Origin of the sequence: Bifidobacterium boum, from assembly GCF_000741535.1 — a bacterium.
Lineage (GTDB): Bacteria > Actinomycetota > Actinomycetes > Actinomycetales > Bifidobacteriaceae > Bifidobacterium > Bifidobacterium boum.
In genome coordinates this window covers 51,845-73,474 of the sequence record NZ_JGYQ01000006.1, presented here as the reverse complement: position 1 = coordinate 73,474, position 21,630 = coordinate 51,845, and the positions used below count along the sequence as shown (strand labels likewise).

16 protein-coding genes and 1 tRNA gene are annotated in these 21,630 nt (G+C 58.4%); 7 read left to right on the top strand and 10 right to left on the bottom strand.

Annotated features, from left to right (window positions below):
• Positions 1-47 precede the first annotated feature (47 nt).
• The 4 genes from BBOU_RS01310 to BBOU_RS01290 all read left to right on the top strand — a co-directional run bounded on the left by BBOU_RS01310 (position 48) and on the right by BBOU_RS01290 (position 4,588).
• Positions 48-602, top strand: coding sequence for a heat shock protein transcriptional repressor HspR (locus BBOU_RS01310; protein ID WP_026503321.1), 555 nt, complete (start codon positions 48-50; stop codon positions 600-602).
• A 462-nt stretch (positions 603-1,064) separates the two neighbouring features.
• Positions 1,065-1,769: an HAD family hydrolase gene (locus tag BBOU_RS01305; protein ID WP_051616858.1), complete on the top strand. Its 705-nt coding sequence runs from the start codon at positions 1,065-1,067 to the stop codon at positions 1,767-1,769.
• Positions 1,770-2,034: 265 nt separating this feature from the next.
• Positions 2,035-2,727 carry an MgtC/SapB family protein gene (locus tag BBOU_RS01300; protein WP_026503322.1) on the top strand — a complete coding sequence of 231 codons (693 nt, stop codon included), beginning with the start codon at positions 2,035-2,037 and terminating at the stop codon, positions 2,725-2,727.
• Between the two features lie 1,006 nt (positions 2,728-3,733).
• Positions 3,734-4,588, top strand: coding sequence for a GIY-YIG nuclease family protein (locus tag BBOU_RS01290; RefSeq protein ID WP_051616859.1), 855 nt, complete (start codon positions 3,734-3,736; stop codon positions 4,586-4,588).
• A gap of 252 nt (positions 4,589-4,840) precedes the next feature.
• Here BBOU_RS01290 and BBOU_RS01285 read toward each other — a convergent pair.
• The 4 genes from BBOU_RS01285 to BBOU_RS01270 form a co-directional block, all read right to left on the bottom strand.
• Positions 4,841-4,913, bottom strand: a tRNA-Ala gene (locus BBOU_RS01285).
• Positions 4,914-4,997: 84 nt separating this feature from the next.
• On the bottom strand, positions 4,998-5,825 hold the full coding sequence (locus BBOU_RS01280) for a DedA family protein (protein WP_026503325.1): 828 nt from the start codon (positions 5,823-5,825) through the stop codon (positions 4,998-5,000).
• 173 nt (positions 5,826-5,998) lie between these two features.
• Positions 5,999-8,581, bottom strand: coding sequence for an EAL domain-containing protein (locus BBOU_RS01275; RefSeq protein WP_051616860.1), 2,583 nt, complete (start codon positions 8,579-8,581; stop codon positions 5,999-6,001).
• Between the two features lie 57 nt (positions 8,582-8,638).
• The gene (locus BBOU_RS01270) at positions 8,639-9,931 is read right to left on the bottom strand and encodes a chitinase (protein WP_026503326.1); all 1,293 of its coding nucleotides are present in this window, start codon (positions 9,929-9,931) and stop codon (positions 8,639-8,641) included.
• Positions 9,932-10,154: 223 nt separating this feature from the next.
• On the opposite strand from BBOU_RS01270, the gene BBOU_RS01265 reads away from it, so the two are divergent.
• Complete coding sequence (locus tag BBOU_RS01265; protein WP_026503327.1) at positions 10,155-12,401, top strand: glycosyltransferase family 2 protein; 2,247 nt, start codon at positions 10,155-10,157, stop codon at positions 12,399-12,401.
• 220 nt (positions 12,402-12,621) lie between these two features.
• On the opposite strand, the gene BBOU_RS01260 is transcribed toward BBOU_RS01265, so the two are convergent.
• On the bottom strand, positions 12,622-14,274 hold the full coding sequence (locus BBOU_RS01260; RefSeq protein WP_238551944.1) for a dolichyl-phosphate-mannose--protein mannosyltransferase: 1,653 nt from the start codon (positions 14,272-14,274) through the stop codon (positions 12,622-12,624).
• A gap of 89 nt (positions 14,275-14,363) precedes the next feature.
• On the opposite strand from BBOU_RS01260, the gene rsmI reads away from it, so the two are divergent.
• Complete coding sequence (gene rsmI / locus BBOU_RS01255; RefSeq protein ID WP_026503329.1) at positions 14,364-15,356, top strand: 16S rRNA (cytidine(1402)-2'-O)-methyltransferase; 993 nt, start codon at positions 14,364-14,366, stop codon at positions 15,354-15,356.
• Here the strand turns inward: rsmI and BBOU_RS09685 are convergent.
• Both BBOU_RS09685 and BBOU_RS01245 read right to left on the bottom strand, forming a co-directional pair.
• Positions 15,351-15,734 (bottom strand): variant leucine-rich repeat-containing protein, encoded by a 384-nt coding sequence (locus BBOU_RS09685; protein ID WP_033490570.1) that lies wholly within the window; start codon positions 15,732-15,734, stop codon positions 15,351-15,353. The two genes, rsmI and BBOU_RS09685, sit on opposite strands and share 6 nt — an antisense overlap.
• Entirely contained in the window at positions 15,722-16,258 is a 537-nt protein-coding gene (locus tag BBOU_RS01245) for a hypothetical protein (protein ID WP_152595651.1), read from the bottom strand. Before BBOU_RS01245 ends, BBOU_RS09685 begins: the two co-directional genes overlap by 13 nt.
• Before the next feature lie 345 nt (positions 16,259-16,603).
• On the opposite strand from BBOU_RS01245, the gene metG reads away from it, so the two are divergent.
• Positions 16,604-18,502, top strand: coding sequence for a methionine--tRNA ligase (gene metG, locus BBOU_RS01240; RefSeq protein WP_026503330.1), 1,899 nt, complete (start codon positions 16,604-16,606; stop codon positions 18,500-18,502).
• A gap of 144 nt (positions 18,503-18,646) precedes the next feature.
• Here metG and BBOU_RS01235 read toward each other — a convergent pair whose 3' ends face one another.
• The 3 genes from BBOU_RS01235 to BBOU_RS01225 form a co-directional block, all read right to left on the bottom strand.
• The gene (locus tag BBOU_RS01235) at positions 18,647-19,654 is read right to left on the bottom strand and encodes an SIR2 family NAD-dependent protein deacylase (RefSeq protein ID WP_081815552.1); all 1,008 of its coding nucleotides are present in this window, start codon (positions 19,652-19,654) and stop codon (positions 18,647-18,649) included.
• A 103-nt stretch (positions 19,655-19,757) separates the two neighbouring features.
• Positions 19,758-20,660 carry a protein-ADP-ribose hydrolase gene (locus tag BBOU_RS01230; protein WP_026503332.1) on the bottom strand — a complete coding sequence of 301 codons (903 nt, stop codon included), beginning with the start codon at positions 20,658-20,660 and terminating at the stop codon, positions 19,758-19,760.
• Between the two features lie 176 nt (positions 20,661-20,836).
• Entirely contained in the window at positions 20,837-21,469 is a 633-nt protein-coding gene (locus BBOU_RS01225; RefSeq protein WP_026503333.1) for an NAD(P)-dependent oxidoreductase, read from the bottom strand.
• Between the last annotated feature and the right edge of the window lie 161 nt (positions 21,470-21,630).

Sequence of the window (21,630 nt, the reverse complement as noted above, 5' to 3'; positions counted from 1 at the left end):
CAACCGCGCCGGCAGCATATCAGCGCCATTGATGGAAAGGAGTGATTATGACCCGGATAACACCGCAGATGCGCGCCCTATACGAGATGTGCGCCATCGCGCTGGTCGAAGGGCGTGCCGACCTCGATGGCGCTGATGATGTGGGTTTCGATATTGACATGCCGCTGTTCACCGTCGGACGCGCTGCACAGATAGCGGACATCCACCCGCAGACGCTCAGACAATACGACCGGCTGGGTCTGGTCACGCCGGATCGTACAGAAGGCGGCGCCCGGCGCTATTCGTTGCGCGATATCCATCGGCTGGTCCAAGCGCAGCGGCTCAGCCAAGATGAGGGCATCAATCTGGCGGGTGTCGCGCGGATCTTGGAACTTGAAGAAGAGAACCGTCAATTGCGCCGACAGATCAAACGGTTGCGCGAACCGGAAGATTCAAGTATCTTCGCAGCTGACGCGGATGGTGGCATCATGCAAGTGAAGCGTTCACGACGTGCCCGTATGTGGCGGCGCGATATTCACGAGGACACCCGTGCATTGCCGTCAAGCGGGACGGATGCGCAACGCTCCACATCGCGGTCCATGGTCATCTGGGGGTACCGGTAATCCATGCCCGTGGGGAGAAACCGCATGTCGCTGACGCGTCGAATGCCGGTGGTGGTCCCGGCAGTCTAATCGTGCATCTACCGCATACCCATTCGGGTGTGCGGTTTTTTGTTGTGTCTGGGCGGGGGCGCAGGGGCATCGGGCATGTAGGGCGTTTGCGGGCAGGAGAAGAAGTCCCAGATGGTTCCGGGAGATGGTCTTGAGATGGACTGGTGGGTGATGAAGTTTCGGTTTTGTGCGGGAGTTTGTGCGAGGATCGGGAAAATCCGCCAGTTCTCCCAGAAGGATTGCGTCTGCAAGGCTTTGTGGGGCTGCTGGCCATGCCGATGGCTCCTGCGCGCCCTGACAGCTTAACCGAACCAGCTTCTACGTGCCTTATGAGAAGATGACGACGGTGGGCCGCCCGGGCGCTGTCCCGCAGACGGCCGCGCATCCGCATGACTTTCCACAAGCGAGGCAGATATGTTGCAAGCAGTGTTCTGGGATATGGACGGCACGCTTATCGATTCAGAACCCTACTGGCATGAATCCGAGCTGCGTCTCGCCGCAGCGCACGGCGGCTATTGGGACGAGGACCTCGCCTGGCAAGGCTCCGGCACCCCGGTGCCCCAAGTCGCCCGGCAGATGATCGAACGCGGCACGGCGCTGACCGTCGAGGAAATCTCCCAAGGCATGGTCGATTATGTCGCGCAACAGGAACATCTGCGCATGCCGTGGATTCTAGGCGTGCTGGACGTGCTGCGCTCGCTGGCTGCCGCGCGAATCCCATCAGTGCTGGTGACGACATCGCCACGCAATCTTGCACAGAACCTGATCGACCAAGCGCCGGACGGTGTGTTCGTCGGCTATATCTGCGGGGACGATGATGTCGCGAAAAAGCCGGATCCCGAGCCATATCTTGCGGCAGGCAAGTTGCTCGGCATCGAGCCGGATATGATGCCGTATTGCGTTGCCGTCGAGGATTCGATGAGCGGTCTGCGTTCCGCGGCGGGTTCCGGGGCGACTACGATCGCCCAGACCGGTTACATGCGCGCCGACACGTCCCACGGGCCACAATTCGCGTCGATACGTGGTTACGAGGGAATCACCGCCGAGACGTTCGATCAGTTCGTAAGGCAACGTGCGGCAGGGGAGTCCGGGGACGGAGCGTCTGCCACGCGGCGGTAGGATGCTGTCCCTCTATCCTTGCGTTGCGGCTGACGGCATGCTCTCGGCGGCATCTCATCGCGTCGTATTGCGTCGTATTGCGTCGCATCGCCAGCATTGCATTGCGCATGAAATCCGGGACGGAATCCAACGGAAACCGTGAGCGTCTCTGTGCTGTTCGGTGGCCCGAACCGGTGAAATCGCGGTTCTGGAGTGCTGTGTCCCTCGGTGTATCCGCGCTAGGCTTGGAATCAGTTGTCTCGTCGAATCGTGTGGAGGCGCTCGTATGCGTGTGGTGCCGTTGTCGTGGATGGATATTGTTGCCGTGGTGGCGGCGTTGGTGCTGTGCGGGCTGATTGGCTTCGAGCGTGAGGCCCGCCGCAAGGATGCGGGAATCCGCACGCATATTCTGGTCGGTGTGGGCAGTTGCCTGTTCACCATGGTGTCGATTGAGGGTGTTCCGGCGATTGTCGGGGCTTCGGTCACGTGGGACGCCTCACGTATTGCGGCGCAAGTGGTTACGGGTATTGGATTCCTTGGCGCAGGCGTGATTTTCTTCAACCACGATACAATCCGCGGATTGACAACCGCATGCGCGATATGGATCGCAGCCGCTGTAGGCATGGCGTGCGGGGCGGGCATGTTCCCGTTGGCGCTGCTGATTACCGGACTGTATTTCGTCGTGGTGCTGGCGATCGCCCCCTTCGTGGTGTGGGTGCTGAAACGAGATCGCGACTATGTTATTCGCGTGACATATCAGGATGGCAAGGGCGCGTTGCGTCAGGCGTTGTTGCTTGCTGCCCGGCATGGGTTTGAAACGCAGGTTGTTTCCACACACGATGTCGATGGGGCTTCATGGCAGGGTGCGGCGGTCGAATTGCGGCTTGCGGGCAAGAAAAGCGATTTGCATGATTGCATCGGCGATATCGCGCAGATTGATGGCGTGCGTGATATCGATGTGCTCGCCCGTGATGACTGATACCACTACCACGATTGGTTGATCAATCAATCGGTCAATCGATTCATCAATCGATAATTCCCAAGAGCCAACGCCTTCCCCTCACAAAATGTTTACGCTAACTGGCCATTCCGTGTAGCTGGTTTGTGTGGTGGTGCAGACTGTTGACGCTGGCCGGGCGTTCAGCGTAACCAGTTTTATAGGAGAGGTCAGTTTGAAGGATGACGGTCTGCGGGAGGGGTAGCAGCGGGCACACGCATTGCCGAAACGTCGGGCATCCGCGTTGACCGATAATCCCTAGGCCCCTATTGGGCAGCCATCGTGTGCGCATCTCGGCGATACCCCTGATAACCCATAACTGCGACGGTTGCCCTCAGAACCCCGCTATCGACTCACAAGGTAAAGAAAAACCCTCCTGTGGTGGAATGCAGGAGGATTTTTCGTGGAGCTATCGCAAACCTACTTGAAAAATATCTAATAGTTGCAAAATGCATTAAAGAACATCATACTATCCATGTAAATAATGACATAAATTCATCCATCACAGATTTATCCTACGATCACAATTCTATCGCAAAATCTATTGCTCAGCATCAAAAACTCTCTCAGAGGCGGAAACTCGAACAATCATCGTGAAATATCAGCAGGGCAAATCTACCTACGAGTTAGCATGGGAATTTGGCTGCCATAGAGCGACTATTCGCAGAGTTTTAAAAGACAACGGAATTGAAGTCACGAACCAATACGCCAAGAAGAAAGTCCTCGCCGAGATGATTATGCAGATGTACTCAGAATGGTATAAACCGCAGGGAATAGGGGAAGCGCTTGGAGTGAGCGCCGACACTGTCGGACGTATCTTACATGACAATAATGTCTGTATCTGCAAGAGCTGGGAGTGTCCGAAAAGTAGAATGATATAAAATATATGAATTATTAGGAGAACGCTTCTCCGCGGTGTCATTGCTCATGTACGCCTGCATTGATACCAAGTATTAAATGGCGACAGAGTTACAAAGGAGTGATTAACATGGAAATTATCAGATTAAATGATCTGCTCCAATTAACGAGGGAAGAAATTGACAGAACAAAAATCCGTTTCATGGTGCCCAATAGTGGTATTAATTTCAACCCGAACGCCGACGCCGAAGATCCATCCAAACAAGATAAGATTAACCTTACCGATCTTGTATATAACAACGAAAAAAGGAATTTCACAGATGGAGTTATCGCAATAGGCTTCATTCGAATCCGCGACGATTATTGGCTAATGACCGGAATTGTCAAAGTCATAAAAGATAATGGCCTGGCTCAACCAGCGACAGCTGAGTATTTGACCAAGAAGTACAACTTCAGATTGGTTGTAAGATATCATAAGAACTCTCAGAATGGCATTCGTTTAGCGAAGGGTATCATCGATGATCTTGAAGTTATCGAAGTCTGGAACTCAGACAAGACCCTGAACGATAAAACCTTCCCTGGATACAAGAACGTATCCGTAAGTTACCGCGAATTAAAGAAAAAACTTGAATCCTCAGAATGGCGCACAGCCTTACGCTGTCGCAAAGGCATTTATCTAATTACAGATAAAAATACCGGAAAGCTCTATGTCGGCTCAGCATATGGAGCAAATGGTATTCTGGGCCGCTGGGAAACCTACATAAAGAGCGGCTACGATAAAAACGAAGTCGAAAACGGCGAATATCCGAACAAAAACCTACGGGAGCTAGTAAACGAAAAGGGGCTCTCGTATATTCAAGACAATTTCCAATACACCATCCTCGAAACCTTCACCGATGATGTTCCCGACGAGTATATAATTGCAAGGGAATCTTGGTGGAAAGAAGCCCTGCAAAGTAGGAAATTCGGATACAACGCCAACTGAAGCATGTATCGCTTGGCCGACTCATTCTTACTCGCCATATCCTTCGCAATACAATAATCCCTTAACCGCTGAGTGGGTTGTGTGCGTCGGTGGAGGGTTGTGGTTCTGTTTCTGCCGACGCTCACGGTGCTGTCAGCGTCGGCAGAGGGTTCTGACGATGCTGAGGGACGAGTCAGCGTCGGAGGATTTGGCGTGATCGTGCCGGATTGATAAAGAAAAACCCTCCTGCGGTGGAATGCAGGAGGGTTTTCGTGGAGCTGATGGTAATCGAAACCACGACCTCTTCGATGCGAACGAAGCGCTCTACCAACTGAGCTACAGCCCCGTGTCTGGTGATTGCTCATCGAGACAACTCACCAAAGTCTAGTACAAGATGTCACCAAGTGCAATCCAACACGCCGCCGGTCAATCAGCCGCGTGGCGTCGCCTCGCTCAGTTCGCCGGCATCCTTGATGGTCGCACGGGCGATGTCAGTCGGACTCAGCTGGTCGGCGCCGGACAGGTCATTGGGCAGCATCCCCGTCTCGATGGTCTTGGTCGTTCCGGCGGCATGCTGCGCCGGAGTTGAGCCGCGGCCACGCTGCTTGCCGGTCCGCGCCTTGATCAGGCCCACAAAGGTCGGAGTCAGCGATATCAGCAGGATCGCGACGATCACCAACTCGAAATTGTTCTGCACGAACGGAATGCCGCCGAAGAAATACCCGAGCAGCGTGAACAAGGTCGACCAAGTCAGGCCGCCCAAGATGGAGAACGGGGTGAACCGGCGCCACTTCATGCCCGAGATACCTGAAATAAACGGCATGAACGTGCGGATGAACGGGAAGAACCGGCCGAGGAACACGGCGAGCGGGCCCCACTTGTCAATCATGCCTTCGGTGCGGGCGAGACGTTCCGGCGTCATCGCCTTGACCTTGCCGGAATCGATGATGCGCCGGCCGAAGAAATGTCCGATGAAATAGTTGCACTGGTCGCCGATAATCGGCGCAGCCCATACGACCGGCAGCAGCAGATTCAACGGCAGGGCGGCTTTACCGGTCGTTGCGTCGACGGCGGCGAAGCATCCGGCGGCGAACAGCAGCGAATCGCCCGGCAGGAACGGGAAGAACACGACACCCGTTTCAATGAACACAATCAGGAAAATGAACCCCAGCGTGGGCGCGATACCCATAGCAATCCAGCCGGCGATGGCGCCACGCGGATCCTTGAGCAGGCGGATCAGAAAATCAATGAACCCCATAATATCCTTATCGAATGTCGGATGCCGTGGGCGCATGGCCGTAAGTACCCGGACGTCGGTTGTACGATTGCCGTTCAAGCCTATCGTGAGCACACGGCATGACAATCCGTATCGCGGCCAGCTTCACGAGATTCCCGTATGGAATCAGACGGCGAATCCGCCGCGAAATACGGTTACCGGTCAAATTCCGGTTTGGACAACGCTTCGACACCGGTTGCGTTCGCAGGCGTGTGACGCGCCGGCGTGCCCACAGGCATAGGTTCCGGCGTGCCCAATGCGAGCCCCATGGTTTCCAACCGCATGCGTATTTCGGAAGCGGTCATCGCGCTCGCATACATATTCCCTTGCGCGTTATGTGCGCCGATATCGTTGAGCAATGCGGTCTGCTCGGGCGTGTTGACGCCGTCGAACACCAGATGGATGCCATCATCCTCGGCGATTTGGATTGCCCGTTTCACCAGCTTGACGACACGCGGATTGCGGTAGTCGCTGATCATGGTGGGATCAAACTTGATGGTGTTCAACGGGATGTTCGCGATGGCGGAAATCTCCGAATACGTGGTTCCCGCCCGTGCAATCGCGATATCGACGTTAGACATCGAAGTGAGTTCTTCCAGCTCGTTGTCGAATTCGTCTTTCGCGGTGTTCAATGCCGTTTCGCCGAATTCAAGACAAATGGTGATGTCGGGATGTCGAGCGTTCAACATTTCAAGATGCTCGTAGAATCGGGAATCACCGAGTTCGCTGCCGTTGAGTGTCAAAGTGATGACGTGCAACTGCGGCGTGATTTTACGGAATTCGAGCAGATCGTGCACGCCGATAGCAAGCATATCCAAGGTCAGTTCACAGCCGAGATTCAAACGCCGGGCTTCCGAGACGATGAAATCGGGGTCAAGACGCCGACCGGTATCATCGGCAATCAGCGGGATCATCGTCAGTGCGGACATGGTCCGGTGCCTCAGAGAGAACAGCGGCTGATACAACAGCGAGACATGATTGCTTTTGATGGCGGATTTCAGTATGTCGGAAACCGTGAGCGGATTCTTCCCCGCCTGTTTGATCGTGTCCGTGCCATCCTGCGAGTCGATGCCTGCATAATCCTGCAGCCCGGCATCAGAGAGAAGCGGAGTGAGCCGTTCTCCCGCAGAAGCGAAAGACATCGATATGGTGGACGCGACCGATATAGCCCCACCGTCGGTCTGAATGGGCAAAGATGTGGCGGATCGCAGCCTATCCGCGAGATTTTCCACACTCTCCTGACTCTCATACCCGTTCACCACGACGGCAAATTCATTGCCGCTGATACGTGAGACGGAAGTGTTCTCGGGGATGATGCTGCGGATCCGGTCCGCGGTCGCACGCAGCACGGTGTTACCGATAAGCCTGCCGTACCGCTCGTTGATACGGCGAAGCTGATCAATATCCAAATAAATCACCGCAACCCGGTTGTCGGCGCTTTCAGTCTGCAAGCTACGCAAGTATGCGATGAACGATTGATAGGTGTACGCGCCGGTCAAAGGATCGGTTTCAGATTCGGAGCGCAGCGTGTTGACCTCATGATGCACTCTCAACTCCTCATTGAGAATCGAGGCGGCTGAAGCGAGCACTTCCGCATCCGCAGGCAGGAACGGGCGGTTCAGCATGCTGCGTTCGAACACAATGACATACTGCCTACCCTGATTGTCGATGTGTTGCGATTGGCGGTACGAGTGCCATGGGCGGGTTTCAACTTGGCCAGCCGGCATGATGAAGCATCGGATATTCGGGAGCGATCTCGTGATGACATCAGCGATTACGTCCTGCTGACGGTCGTTCGGCAATGGCAGGCAATCGCCGATAGCAGCCAAGCATCGCAGGGAGTTTTCCGAGCGCATAATACGCCGGATAGCGTAGAAACTCATGAGAATCAAGGCATAAACGTCCAACGACACGGCAAAAAGCAGAAGAATAGCATTATCCGACGTGCGCGTGTTCGAAAATTCCATCACCGCTGGAAGCCAGATAGTGACAACGATGGCGATGAAATCGGTGACAGCCAGCACGGCGATACGCGTAATGGAATATTCCCGCAGCGATGCGCGCACCGGCACGCCACAGAACAGGAACAGCGCCAAATCACAGATGAGCCGGACCAGCAGCACAGCCATCGTAACCGCCACCAGCGGGCCAAGCCACTCGGCCAGCAAGTACTGCAGTGTGTCCGCGCGGGGAATGGACAAATGGAAAATCCGGTGCAGGTGTTGCGGCTGGGAGCCGAGAATTTGCAAGATGAGCGGAATCGGAGCCAGTGCCGTGCAAGCGCGGATCGAGCCGATTGCCAGACTATTGGCTGAGATGGCGGAACATATCAGCGTGACGAGTATCAGCAAACTAAACACGTGATTGAACTCGCCGGGAATGATGAGCATGATGGTCAGCAAGGGGATTGCGGTATGTCGGCTGGCCACGGCAATGGAAGTCAGCTCGGTGCTGTACGCCATGCAGATTATGAAACTCGCCGCTTCCAATATCGCACTGAACGTGTCTTGGCGCGCATATCCAGACAAGCCGGGGAAGTAGTAGGCGAACAATGCGGCGAGTATGGCAAGACAGACCGCGGCGAGTATGGTCGTCCGGGTGGGTGCTAAGGGTGTGGTGTCCGGCGTCGCGCCTGACCCGGATGCCACGGTTGCGGTACGGCGCTGTCTGCTGCCGCCGCGCTGCGCCGCACTGTCAGATGACTCCGTGTCCTGCTGTTCGCGTTGCGTTGCTGCCATATATTCCCCTCGTTCATCTTTTGCTGAGTACTGTACGGATTCGATATGCCGCGTGGCTTACGCCGGGCCGATCAGACGCCATGGCGAGCCGTCATCGGCGTCCGTGTTGTCCGGGCGCTCGCCGGTGTTGTCTGTCATCGCCTCGTACAGGTTGCCTTTCCAAATCACCTTGTTGCCTTTGGCATATCGGGTGGCGGTATCCCATTGCGGGTAATCACGGCTGTTTGTGGACCATGTCGCCGTTCCCATATCGACAAGCGTGCCGGGGGAGCCTTTGAAGCTGGAACTGAGCAGAGTAGCGAATTCGCCCGCGGTTTGTTTGACCCCGCTGCATGAGGTTTGCATGGACAGTGCGCTGGAATTCTCCCCGCACTGCCGATCGCGGTTGAGCGACCACATGCTCAGCCTGCCGAGCGTGGTCTGTAAAGCGAAGGTGTTGATTTTCTGTGCGTCGTCAAGCGTGAGGTATTCGTTGTCCGTGTCGTTCTTTCCGATGAGGACGGTCGCGCCAAGCATCTGCCAGATCTGCGAGTTGCTGAACAGCTTGCGTTTGGCGTACAGCAATCGTTTGTATTGGGTGTGGGCGGCATTGAGCGCCTGTTTGATAAGGTCGGATTGTGTGCTCGTATCAGACGAGACGTTGAAATCCATGGTCATCAGGTTGAGTGACGAAATGGTGACGCCGGCGTCGAGGCAGACGGAAACCGTATCAAGTCCGGCGTCGGTCAGACCTTTGGCATCCGCCGGCAAAGTCAGGCCGACGGTGAGCGGTGTGCCGTGCGCTACGGCGTCACGTTGCAACGCCGCGACCGCTTGGGCTCGCCGGATCGCCTCGCTGCTGTAACCGTTAAGATCGGCATTTTCGATATCCATGTCAATGGACGTGACATGGTATCGCGAGATGACCGTTTGATACGCTTTGCGCAGAGCGCCGGCCGTGGCGCATTGACTGGCGAGCTCGGTGCCGTCACGTCCGCCGAAACTGATGGTCACAGTACGATTCGTGCGGAACGTTTGCGCGATACGACTGTCAAGATTCAACTCGCGTGAAGCCTCATCAAGCGTGTAATAGCCGCCCCAGCTGGGATTGCAGCCGTGCGAAGCCGTGATAAAACCGAGGATGACATTGTCGTACGCGTCTCCGACGTCGGATTCAAACGTGTAGCTGGGGACGGCAGTCACATCGACATAGCCTCCGAACCATGGTGCGGGAAGTCGTCGTGAAGCGGTTTTCGTGTAGGCGAGCCACGTCCACACCCCGGTGATGATCAGCGTTGCCGCGACGATGGCGATACCTAGTCGCAAGAAGGAGAAGCGCCGCCCTGGGAACAGCGGCTGATGTCTACGCATAACGATCCCCTCCTGTTGGCGTGCAGCCTCCTGCTGGTTGCGCTGTCAGTTTAGCGCGATATGCAACAATTTGCAGTATGCGTTGATTGTTGCAATGGAACTGTTTCATAACGATGCCGGATAGTCTTGCAATATTTGGCATGCGCTATGATATGGGTGTTGCAAAATGTGGGCGGCCGGATGGATCCACGGCATGCCGATACAAGCTACGTCGGGGGCGAATATGCGCAGAACGGCAGTGCATAAAACGACAGGCATCAGACGGCAATGGGGCGCCGAACGTTCAACGAAACCGTTATCCATCATGCATACGAAACCGTCAGGTCGGCAGATCGTCATGGGGTATATCGCGATGGTCTGCACCGTGGTCTCCTACATCGTGTACATGGTCACGATGATTCTCTTGCTGTTCGTCAACAATCCGGATATCAGCTTGCGATTCGTCATCGAGGATGTGCTCTACCTGGTCATTGTCACCACCCTGATATTCAGCGCCATGGTGTATCTTGTAACCCGGCAAGGTGCCATGTACCGTTTCCGTACGCACGAACGGGTGCCGAGGGCGGTGCTTGACGAGCATTTCGCGCACGGCTACAACAAAGGCATCACCGTGCTGATCCCCTCGTACGTGGAACAGCCGAAAGTCGTGGCGAAAACCATCTGGTCAGCCGCGCTCCAGGAATTTCCCGATTTGGCGATTGTGCTGCTCATCGACGATCCGCCGCATCCGAAGAACAATGAGGCACGCCGCATACTCGAAGCGAGCCGCGCGCTGATGCCGGGGATACTCGATGAGCTGGCGCAGCCCGCCGGACGGTTCCGCCGACATCGCGACGAAGCCGCGGCCATGCTGAACAATCAGGCGACCGCACGGCGTAGGGTTATCGCACGATGCGCAGATGATTATCGTGCAGCCGCCCGCTGGCTGGATGCAAAAGCCGACTACTGGACCGTCGATGACCATACCGACGAGTTCTTCTGTGACCAAGTGTTGCGTGGACTCGCCCGAGACCTGCGGCAAACCGAAGCCGCACTGAACGATGCAGTGAACACGCGCGGGTCGGTTGCCTCGGAGCGCATCATGCAGCTGCACAACCGACTCGTGTGGATTTTCACCGTCAGAGGCTGGTCATTCGAGCGGAAACAGTATATTTCCCTGTCGCAGGAAGGCAACAAGGCGATGAACCTCAACTCGTTCATCGGGCTGATGGGGCATCGCGTCAAACGTGAGGAAACCGCTGACGGTGTCATACTGCGTGACGCCAAACCCGGGGAAATCCCCGACTTTGTGATGCGCGACTCCGAATACGTGCTCACCTTGGATGCCGATTCCATGCTGCTGCGCGACTACTGCCTGCGACTCGTCTACCAGCTTGAACAGCCCGGTAATGAGCATGTCGCCGTCATCCAAACCCCATACTCCTCATATCGTGGGGCGCCGACCCGAATCGAACGTATCGCCGCTGCGACCACGGACATCCAGCACGTGCTGCATCAAGGGATGACGTATTATGACGCGACCTTCTGGGTGGGGGCGAACGCGGTGATTCGCAAGCGGGCGCTTGACGACATTTGCGTGGTGTCCACTGAAGGCAGACGGACCGTTCGCACGTATATTCAGGACCGTACCGTCATCGAGGATACGGAATCAAGTATCGACCTCGGCTATTACGGCTGGCATCTGGTCAACTATCCGGAGCGGTTGAGCTATAGTTCAACGCCGCCGGATTTCGGCTCCCTGGTGGTTCAGCGGCGGCGTTGGGCGAACGGCGGCCTGCTGATCATCGGCAAATTCTTCCGTATCGTACGTGCCCGACGGGGGCAAGGCAATCCGGTGCGGTTGGGCGAATGGTGCTTGCGCGTCAACTACATGGCGTCGATCGCATGGTCGAGTTTCGGCCTCATGTTCCTGCTGGCGTATCCGTTCGACCAGCGGCTGCTCAGTCCGTGGGTGGTCGCCGCCTCGCTGCCGTATTTCACCGCGTACGCGAACGATTTGAAATACAACGGGTATCGGCGCAGCGATATCTTCCGCATCTACGGGTTCAACATTGTGCTACTGACTGTGAATCTGGCGGGTACGCTCAAATCAATCCAACAGGGGATGACCAATACGAAAATCCCCTTCGTGCGCACGCCGAAAGTCAGTAACCGTACCGCTTCACCGCCGCTGTATGTCACCATGCCGTGGGTGATCGTGGTGTTCTCCTGCTTTGTGTTGTATGCGGACTTTTTGTCGGCGAATTGGGGTAACGCGATTTTCGCGGGGTTCAACGCGGTGGTGACCACGTGGGCGATTGTGTCGTATATCGGCGTGTGGCATTCCGTCCAGGATATGGTCGTCGGTTTGGTGCGCTGGTTCTTTGTGCCGGTTAAGCAGCCGAAAGCAGTGCGGGCGGATATGCCGACGTGGGAGGATGCGTTGTATTTCGGTGACCGCACGATGATTTACGAGTCCCGGCCGGTGTGAATCGTGCCGCATCCGCTTGCGGGGGCCGCAGGAGTTGTGTGCGGGTGGTGGATGGGCGGTGTCCGGGCGTCGGTGGGCTACTTGGCTGTGGTGTGGCCGGTGGGTTGCATGGCGGCTGGATACCGTGGGTGTCGGCTTGGTCTGGCATGGGTATCTCCCCGCCGTGCGACCCACCGGCCACACCACGGCCGGATACGCCACGCCAGTCGCGCTCGGAACCTCAGATCCATGACTTGAACCACATATGACTGAGCCAGAACTCGTACGGAACCGGCATCGCCGTCCAAATCGGGTAGAAGAACGCCGACACAAGACAGACCAGCAACAGCGTGGTCCCCAGCGTAATCCGCCAGGTTCCCGCATTGACCCGGCGCCGTACCGCATCGCCGACATAGCAGATCGCGAGAATAATCCACGGCAGAATCACAATCGAATAAAACGTGAACGTGGTGCGATTCAGATACTGCGCCCACGGCAGCCAGCCGCCAAGGAACCCGGCAAGCACCGCCCAAATCCGCCAGTCGCCATGCCGGGCGATTGCGATACCGATACCGATGATTGTGCACAACGATCCAAGCCACCAAATCAGCGGATTACCCAGTGACGTAACCGCCGACACGCACTGCGAGTGCGGTGCCAGAGAACACAATCCCGGATGCCCGCTGATTTTCTCCCAATAGAAACTGGTCGGCCGCACCTGCAACGGCCACGTCAGCGGATTTGCCTTGTAATCGTGCGGCGCGTCAAGCGTGGTATGGAACTGCCACATCTCTTTGTGATATTCCACAAAAGAACGCAACCCCTCCGGCAGCCACATGACCCCCTGCCCGGGGTGAGTATGCGCCCAATCGTGCATATACGAATCCGGGTGAATGAACCAGCCCGTCCATCCGGCCAGATACGTGCCCGCCCACAGCGGCAGCATATACACGGCGGTCAGCGGCGCGTCACACAACAAGCCGGTGGACAGCCAGCTGCGGTACCCGGCACGGTAGCGTTCCCACGCATCCCAGATCACACTGATCACGCAGAATACCGCCATGAAATAGATGCCCGACCATTTGACGCCTGTCGCCAAACCAATGAGAATCGCGGCGGCGACACGATACCAGGAGAACGCGATGACCGGGCCGCGTGAATCCAACAGCATCGCCTGACTGCGCTCGCTGCCGGGATGGTCGCCGGTTTGCATGCGCCGGGCGCGGCGTGCGTGACGGGATGTATCAGGAACCCATCGGGCATCCCGGCGTCTGGACTCAATCGCGTACCGTGCTCGCAGTTTCGCGCGAGCCCAATCACGGTGCATGAGCAACAGGTCGAACGCGCCGAGCACGAACGCCATGATGAAGATATCCAGCAGGCCGGTGCGGCTCAACGTGATACCCACGCCATCCACGGACATGAGCAGGCCGGCGACCAGTGCGATCGACAGGTTATCGAACAGTCGCAAGGCCACGCGAATCATGATGACGATGGCGATTGTCCCCGCAATCGCCGTGCTCGCCCGCCACGCGAACGTGTTGCCAGCCCCGCCGAATAGCGTCATGCCGAGTGCGATACACCATTTGCCCACCGGCGGGTGTACCACGTATTCCGCGCTGCTGAGCCAGGTGTTGGTGTCCCCGTTAGCGAACAGCGTATCAATAGGATAGTCCAGCGTGTTGCGGGTGAGGAATTCCGGCCAGTTGCGTGGCTCACCGGTTTGCAGCATCGTCCACGCGTCTTTGACATAGTAGGTTTCGTCGAATACTACGGCGTGAGGCTCGCCAAGCCTGATGAACCGCAGCATTCCACCGAATGCGGCTACCAGAACGGTCAGTAGCCAGGAGGCGAGCTTGGGGGTGGTGGCAAGCCGTACTCGCAAGCCAAGCATGGTGGTGGCGGCGCGTGATACGCGGCGTGTTCGCTCAGAATTCACGGAACTCAATACCATCACTCCCATAGGTAGAGGATACTGGATATATGACCAGTGACATCGAAGGACGCCAGACGGCGCCGCAGTCCTTACATGATAGACCCGAAACCGTGGAGCAGGATACGAGCGGTGAGAGCCGAGCGGGCGTACGCGTTGACGTGCCTGCCGGAACGGTGGTGCTTGCGGCCACGCCGATCGGCAATGTGGGGGATGCATCCGCCAGACTGGTGGCGTTGCTGGAGCGCGCCGATATTGTCGCGGCGGAAGATACCCGCAGATTATACGATTTGGCGAACCGTCTCGGTGTGCATGTCGGCGGCAAGGTGGTCGCCTACCATGACCATAACGAACGCAACAAGGCGGACGGGCTGCTGGACAATGTCGAAGAGGGGGCTACCGTGCTGGTGGTGTCTGACGCCGGCATGCCTACGATTAATGATCCGGGGCTTGCGATTGTGCGGCGGGCGATTGAACGTGGGCTGCCGGTGACGTGCGCTCCCGGCCCTAGCGCGGTGTTGGATGCGCTCGCACTGTCTGGCTTGCCTACCGACCGGTTCTGCTACGAGGGGTTCGTGCCGCGTAAGCATGCTGAACGTTTGCAGCGGCTGCGCGCCTTGCGTGCCGAGCGGCGCACCATCGTGTTCTATGAGACCCCGCATCGCATCGTGGAATCCATAACCGATTTGTTGAGTGAATTCGGTCCGGACCGGCGTATGGCGTTATGCCGCGAGTTGACTAAGGATTATGAGCAGATTCGTCGCGGCACAATCGCAGACATCAAACAGTCGGTGGATGACGATCCGCCACGCGGCGAAATCGTGCTGGTTATCGAGGGGGCGAGCGAGGCTGAAGCCCGTGACAGCGCGCCGTCGGCGCTGAGCATTGATGATCTTGCCGTATTGTCTATTGACCGTGCGCGTGAGGATGGGTTGCGCATCAAGGATGCTATCGCCGAGGTCGTGCAGGAGCATCCGTTGCCGGACGGTTCGCTCGCCAACCGTAAGCAGGTGTATTCCGCGGTACTGGCCATGCGCTCATAACGCCGGTCCGGGCGCGGAATCGTCGGGGCTGTCGTCGAACAGCACGTCAAACGCTTCCTTGACGCCCGGGCCGCCCGCCTGCGCAACATATTCCAGGATTTCAGCATCTGCCCGCGGATTGGCGATCAGCCACCGGCGCAGATGCGGATGATTGCGGGCGATCTGCCACAGCGTGCCCATATCGGTCGCGGGATCGCATGCGAGCACCGGCGTATAGCGTATGGGTGGTGCCGGAGGCGGCCCCGCGGGCCCGGTTGATGGACATGATGCCGATGCTGCGAGGAACCGTGATACGTCACGCTGGCGGTGATCGGGCTCCGTCTGATGGCGGATGGGGAGGCGGCGTAATGCCGCGAATGCTTCGCTCAGCCGTGCCATGGCTCGTCCTGTATGGTTGCCGTGGTGTCGGTGATGCGGGTCAGGAGGGTGCGTGCGTCACGGATTTTCGGACAATGTTTGCTGTCGGCGTTCAGCATGTCGAGACATTCGCTCATACCGAAGCCGTACTGGTCCATCAGCAGCCGTATGGTCCGCTGGGCGGTGGCGTGGTCGGTGCTTTTGCGGGTGTCGGCTTGGATGAGAACAATATCGCAGGCGGTGCGTATCGGTGTGGTCACTGGCATGCCGCCGACGGTGGTGATATACCGCCTGTCGATTTTGCGGCTGAACGGTCTGACTCTGCGGCCGAATATGGGTGAGCGGAAATGTGCGTCGGATACCACGTCGATGGTGGAGGGGAATTCGCCGCCGACCCACACCCATGCGGCCAGTGAGGCACAGGCGATGACCTTGGCGGGTGATGACTGGCGGCAGATGACGCCCCGCCCGTGTACGGTGTCCGCGGGTTTCCCGAGGTAGGCGCTGGTCGCGTCGAATGCGTGCAGCACGCCTGAGTTGGACATGTTCGTGAGGCTGAGCGGCCCTGGCAGGTAGTGCATGAATACGATGGGTGTGGTGCTTCGTCGTCGAGGCTGTCTTGAACCCGTTTCGACGCAGGATATTGTGCGTGATTGCAGGCGGGCTTGCGGGCGGGGCGCTGCGTGATGGTTGTGGTTGTGGTCGTGGTCGCCGGGCCGATGGTGGCGCGAATGTCCCGGTGGTGCGCTGTGCGGATGCGTTGTAGTCATATCATCACGGTATGGGGCGTCTTCGGACTCGGCAAGTCGATGAATCTGTTCTGTGGATAAGTGGATAATCGGTGCACTCTCGAGGTTCTGCTGTCCGCGCTGAGCCTGATAATCGGGCGTATGAGTCATATTTTGGTCAATGTTGCGTGGCCGTATGCGAACGGTCCGCGCCATATCGGGCATGTCGCCGGCTTCGGCGTCCCTTCGGACGTGTACGCGCGTTATCAGCGCATGAAGGGCAATGATGTGCTGATGGTGTCCGGAACCGACGAGCACGGCACGCCTATCCTCGTCGAGGCTGATAAAGAAGGGGTCAGCGCGCAGGAGCTTGCGAACCGCTACAACCGCGTGATCGCCAAGGATCTGTGCGATCTCGGTTTGAGCTACGACCTGTTCACCCGCACCACCACGACGAATCATGAGCATGTCGTGCAGGAGCTGTTCAAACAGTGCCTGAAGAACGGGTACATCTACAAGGGCACGCAGAAAGTCGCCATCTCCCCGTCCAGTGGGCGCACCCTGCCGGATCGCTATATTGAAGGCACGTGTCCGATTTGCGGCGCCGACGGCGCGCGTGGCGATCAGTGCGACAACTGCGGCAATGAACTCGACCCGGACGAGCTGATCAACCCGGTCTCCAAAATCAACGGCGAAACCCCGCGCTTCGAGGAAACCGAGCATTTCTTCCTCGATTTGCCGGCGCTTGCCGAAGCGAATCTCGCCTGGCTCAAGACGCGTGAAGGGTGGCGCACGAACGTCATCAACTTCTCGCTCGGCCTGTTCAAGGAAGTCAAGCCCCGCGCTATCACCCGTGATATTGACTGGGGTATTCCCGTGCCGGTCAAGGGGTGGATTGACAACCCGAACAAGAAGCTGTACGTGTGGTTCGACGCGGTGATCGGCTACTTGTCGGCGTCCATCGAATGGGCCCGCCGCAAGGGCGATCCCGAAGCGTGGCGCGCCTGGTGGAACGACCCTCAGACGCCGGGCTACTACTTCATGGGCAAGGACAACATCACCTTCCACTCCCAGATCTGGCCGTCCGAAATGATCGCCTACAACGGCGCCGGATCCAAGGGCGGTGAGACCGGCAAGCTCGGTCCGCTCAACCTGCCGGAGCAGGTGGTGGCCAGCGAGTTCATGACCATGGAAGGCAAGAAGTTCAGCTCCTCGCGCGGCATCGTGATCTACGTGAAGGACATCCTTGCGCGCTACCCGGTGGACGCTGTGCGCTACTACATTTCCGTGGCCGGCCCGGAAACATCGGACTCCGATTTCACGTGGGCGGAATTCGTGCGGCACAACAATGAGGAGCTCGCCTCCAGCTGGGGCAACCTGGTCAACCGTGTCGCCAACCTCATCTACAAGAATTTCGGTGCCATTCCTGAACTTGATGAGGATTCCATGACATCCGAAGACCGCGCGTTGCTCGAAGAGACCGCTGCAGCCTTCGATGTGGTCGGCGGTCTGATCGAACGTCACCATCAGAAGAACGCGTTGAATGAAGCGATGCGCGTGGTCGGCGATATCAACAAGTACATCTCCGCCACCGAACCGTGGAAGATCAAGGATGACGAGAAGCATCTCGCCACCGTGCTGCATGTGGCCGCGCAAGCCGTGGCGGATGCGAACCATCTGCTGGCCCCGTTCCTGCCGCATTCCGCGCAAAAGGTGTGGGAGGCGCTCGGCGGCACGGGTACGTTCTCGCCGCTGCCGCATATCGAGGAAGTCACGGATCTGGACAATCCAGACTTCCACTATCCGGTGATCACCGGCGACTACAAGCTCGGTGTGAACGTGCACCCGTGGAAGAGCGAAACCATCGACACCGGCGCTCCGGTCGCCAAGCCGAAGCCGATTTTCGCGAAGATTCCGCAGGAAGCCGTGCAGGAGGAGCTGGATCGCTTCGAAGATCAGCTCGCGCAGCGCAAGGCCGCGGAAGCTGAGCGTCTGGCCAAGGCCAAGGCGCAGCTGGCTGAGGAAGAGACCGCTGACAAGCCGGCCAAGACGGCTGAATAATCGCCGGCTGAACAATCGCGGATTGCGTGAATCACGCGAATCAAACGAATATGCCAGGCGGCGGGATCTGCCCTGTGGGGTGGGCCCGCCGCCTGGTTGTTTCTATTGTGGTGCTCTGCCTGTCGCTCTGCGAATCGGTTTACCTTACCCTCTCGAAGCGATATCGCGCAGCGTGGCGTCGATGTCGGCGTCGATGAGGATGGACCGATCGGCGATCTGCGGTGCGGTGACCGCCTCGCCGAGATTGATGCTCGTGTAGATTGCATTGCGGTTGACCGAAGTCCACTGCATGAACGGGAATTTGAAGATGATCGGCGTGTTCCCGCCGCTGCCCAAGTCAAGGAACAGCGTCCGACTGCCGTCAGCCTCGCATGCCCGGCGGGTGTCGAGGAAAGTCTGGTATCGTTCCGCGCACTCATGCCATGTCTCGTCCTCAGCGAAGGTGTCATCGCAGCGCAGGTTCGGCGCCATGGGGGAGCCATCTTCCGGGCAATACGGGATGAGGCCGTCCGGAATTGTCATGCCGATGCCGGTCCATCCGCCGGCCTCGTCTGGCGCAATCAGCTCACCCCAGTCGTCGGCGGTGTCGGCGGTCATGTGCGCGAAGGTGAAGCCTTGCGCGAGTAGCATGCGCTTGATATCCCGCTCGTTACCGTAGGTGCGGGAGGTGCCGGTGCGTGAGCTTTGGAACAGCCCGTAATCGCCCTGCGTACAGAACAGGCGGTCGTCGGGGAAGCCGGCCCGCTGGAAGCAGTGGTCAACATTCGTGGTGATGACCGTGTAATCATGGCCGTCGAGCAGACTGCGCAACAGCCCGTACGTATTCTTGGGCGGGGCCATATAGCGGTTGATGTAGATGTGACGGCTCCACCACGCCCAGTAGGTGTTGAGGTCCGGGTATTCGGCGAACCCGCCGGAATACATGTCGCCGATGCCGTATGCGCGTGCGAAATCGCTGAAATACCGTTCAAAGCGTTCGCCCGAATACGTGTATCCGGCGGATGTGGACATACCCGAACCTGCGCCGACCACCATGGTGTCCGCATCGTGGATAGTGTTCGTGAGACGGGTGATGGCGTCCTCGGATGTGTCGCGATCATCCGTCGCCGGTGGATTGATGGCCGATGGCGTGAACAGTGACGTGAACGGCATGGTGGCTTCTTTCTGCGGGTTCCGCGGGGTTGTGATGGATGCTGGCGCGCTGTGGGGTCGGCGCTGTGGGTCCGGCGGTGTGGGTCGGCGGTGTGCTTGCCGCCTATGCCGCCTGGTTCCCGGGAATGCCGAGCAGCTGGCGGTAGATATGCTCGTCCGCCTCGCCGAAGACGTCGAAGATGACGGTCGGCGTTGTCGGAGTGCTGTCGTGGTCTGAATCGGCCGGTTCGCCTGATCGGTCGGCCCTGGCGCTTGTGTCCGCATGCCGGTCAAGCCACGCACGCACAGTGCGCACGGCGATTTCAGCTGCCTCCTGCTGTGGGAAGCCGAAGACCCCAGTGCTGATGCAGCAGAACACGATGCTGTGCAGGCCGTGTGCGACGGCGAGATCGAGGCAGCTGCGATAGCTTGAGGCGAGCAGTTCGCGGTCGCGGTCGCTGGGGTGTCCGGCGGCGATTGGGCCGACGGTATGGATGACATGCGTAGCCGGCAGATTGTACCCCGGTGTGATTTTCGCGCGTCCGGTCGCCTCGGGCGTGCCTTGTTCGCGCATAATCCGCGCGCATTCCAGGCGCAGTTCGACGCCTGCGAAGGTGTGAATGGCGTTGTCTATGCACAGATGCCCCGGCGCCCAGCACCCCAGCATCTCGCTGTTGGCCGCGTTGACGATGGCATCCGCCCGAATCGCGGTGATATCGCCGCGCCACAACCGCAGCCGCGGGTCGGTCGCGGAAGGGATGACGCAGGCGTCGTCGATGGCGGTGATACCCCGGTCTGCGATGATATCGTGCAACAGGGCGTCCTGGTCCTTGAGCCACCCCTTGTCCGGCTCGATCGGTTCGCGCGTGTTCACGAATGCACGGAACAGCGCCCACAGGTCCTGCGCGGTCATGGCGGACAGGGCCGCTTCATCGGTGCGGATACCCGGCGTCCAGCCGCCGGTGTGGGCGCGTTCGTCGGCAAGGTAGCTCACCAGCGGTGTCAAGCGTTGCGCAAGCTGGTTCATGTCATGCCTTTCTGGGGGTGGGGGGCCGTTTTGGGTTTGTCTCGTGCCCCGGGGCGCGCTCGTAACATCGCGTGACAGACAAGCCCACCTCTCATGACGGTATCGTACCGGTTGTGGGAGGTGGGCATTGGCTTGACGTCGATTATCGCGAAGAGCGGCAAGGGCGCGGCTCGGGCTCAGGCGCGCATCACGGAGATGCGCTGGCCGATATGGTTGCCCTCGGCGATCTCATCAACGATGGCGATGGCATAATCGGCATAGCTGATGATGGATTCGCCGCGATCGTTGAGCTTCAGCTCTTCGCCGGCGAGAATATACTTGCCGGTGCGCTCGCCGTCAGCCTGGAAATCGGCAGCCGGGGAAACGAAGGTCCAGCGCACGTCCTTGCGCTCGCGCAGCTCGGCGAGGGCCTTGCCCTGTGCCTTGGCGAGCGGCTTGAACGCGTCCGGGAAGTCCGGGGTGTCAACGAGCTGTGTCTTGTGCTCGGGGTCCACGTACAGCGAGCCTGCGCCGCCGACCACGATGAGACGCGTGTCGGTGCCCGAGAGAATGTCCGCCAGGTGCTTGAGCGAGGTGGAGTGTTGTGACAGGGTGTCGGGGGTCCAGGCGCCGAAGGCGTCCACGACCGCGTCGAAGCCCTTGAGGTCGTCGGCGGTCAGGTCGAACAGGTCCTTGATGATGGCGTGCTGGGCGTTGGTCTTGTTCTCGCCGCGCACGACGGCGGTGACGTCGAAGCCGCGATCGACGGCTTCCTTGACGATGAGCTTGCCGGCCTTGCCGTTTGCTGCAACAACTGCGATGGGGGTCATTGGTGTTCCTCTCTGTTTGTTGGTTCAAGTTCGATCCGTGGCGCGCTGCCGGTCGGATGACCGCGCTGCGAAGCATATCAGTATCTTTTTGAACCTCCGTTTCTTTTTGACACTATTGACTATAGCGCGTATAGTTACAAAAAGAAACCAAGCAAGGGAAA

Bases quoted from the DNA above. Each gene is read 5' to 3' on its own strand.
- BBOU_RS01310 (WP_026503321.1), top strand. From the start codon at position 48: ATGACCCGGATAACACCGCAGATGCGCGCCCTATACGAGATGTGCGCC.
- BBOU_RS01305 (WP_051616858.1), top strand. From the start codon at position 1,065: ATGTTGCAAGCAGTGTTCTGGGATATGGACGGCACGCTTATCGATTCA.
- BBOU_RS01300 (WP_026503322.1), top strand. From the start codon at position 2,035: ATGCGTGTGGTGCCGTTGTCGTGGATGGATATTGTTGCCGTGGTGGCG.
- BBOU_RS01290 (WP_051616859.1), top strand. From the start codon at position 3,734: ATGGAAATTATCAGATTAAATGATCTGCTCCAATTAACGAGGGAAGAA.
- BBOU_RS01280 (WP_026503325.1), bottom strand. From the start codon at position 5,825: ATGGGGTTCATTGATTTTCTGATCCGCCTGCTCAAGGATCCGCGTGGC.
- BBOU_RS01275 (WP_051616860.1), bottom strand. From the start codon at position 8,581: ATGGCAGCAACGCAACGCGAACAGCAGGACACGGAGTCATCTGACAGT.
- BBOU_RS01270 (WP_026503326.1), bottom strand. From the start codon at position 9,931: ATGCGTAGACATCAGCCGCTGTTCCCAGGGCGGCGCTTCTCCTTCTTG.
- BBOU_RS01265 (WP_026503327.1), top strand. From the start codon at position 10,155: ATGCGCAGAACGGCAGTGCATAAAACGACAGGCATCAGACGGCAATGG.
- BBOU_RS01260 (WP_238551944.1), bottom strand. From the start codon at position 14,274: ATGCTTGGCTTGCGAGTACGGCTTGCCACCACCCCCAAGCTCGCCTCC.
- rsmI (WP_026503329.1), top strand. From the start codon at position 14,364: ATGACCAGTGACATCGAAGGACGCCAGACGGCGCCGCAGTCCTTACAT.
- BBOU_RS09685 (WP_033490570.1), bottom strand. From the start codon at position 15,734: ATGGCACGGCTGAGCGAAGCATTCGCGGCATTACGCCGCCTCCCCATC.
- BBOU_RS01245 (WP_152595651.1), bottom strand. From the start codon at position 16,258: ATGTCCAACTCAGGCGTGCTGCACGCATTCGACGCGACCAGCGCCTAC.
- metG (WP_026503330.1), top strand. From the start codon at position 16,604: ATGAGTCATATTTTGGTCAATGTTGCGTGGCCGTATGCGAACGGTCCG.
- BBOU_RS01235 (WP_081815552.1), bottom strand. From the start codon at position 19,654: ATGCCGTTCACGTCACTGTTCACGCCATCGGCCATCAATCCACCGGCG.
- BBOU_RS01230 (WP_026503332.1), bottom strand. From the start codon at position 20,660: ATGAACCAGCTTGCGCAACGCTTGACACCGCTGGTGAGCTACCTTGCC.
- BBOU_RS01225 (WP_026503333.1), bottom strand. From the start codon at position 21,469: ATGACCCCCATCGCAGTTGTTGCAGCAAACGGCAAGGCCGGCAAGCTC.